Genomic DNA, 390 nt, shown 5'->3' with positions numbered 1-390 from the left:
TGGGCCGCGAGGTGCGGCACATCACGAGCGCGGTGGTCATGGGCGTGAGTGTGGCACGGCGGGACGGGCTCGGGCACGGGTCCCGGGCCCTCGTCTCACGTCCCGGACGGATGTGACGACGCGGGCTGGTCGCGGCCCGGCGTCAGCCGTCCGGGGGCTCGGTCACGTCCTGCGCGGGAGTGCCGGCGTCGTCCGCGTCCGGGCCCGTCTCGGCGTCCGGGTCGGGATCCGGGACCGCTACCGGCCACGGCGTCGGATCGTGGACCGTCGCGGTGGCGTCCGTGCCGATCTCCACCAGCTGCCAGTCGATGATCCGGCGCGTCTGCGGGTCCCAGCGCAGAATCGTCATCTCGGCCGTGCCCTTGAGGGGGCCGATCCGGGGCTCGTTCT

1 pseudogene is annotated in these 390 nt (G+C 74.4%); it reads right to left on the bottom strand.

From position 1 onward, the window contains the following. Nucleotides 1-142: 142 nt before the first annotated feature. Nucleotides 143-390, bottom strand: a pseudogene (locus tag KJP73_RS01340) (metallophosphoesterase); the annotation flags it as partial.

The organism is Cellulomonas hominis (assembly GCF_901521055.1).
Taxonomy (GTDB): domain Bacteria; phylum Actinomycetota; class Actinomycetes; order Actinomycetales; family Cellulomonadaceae; genus Cellulomonas; species Cellulomonas endometrii.
This window is presented reverse-complemented; position numbering and strand designations above follow the sequence as displayed.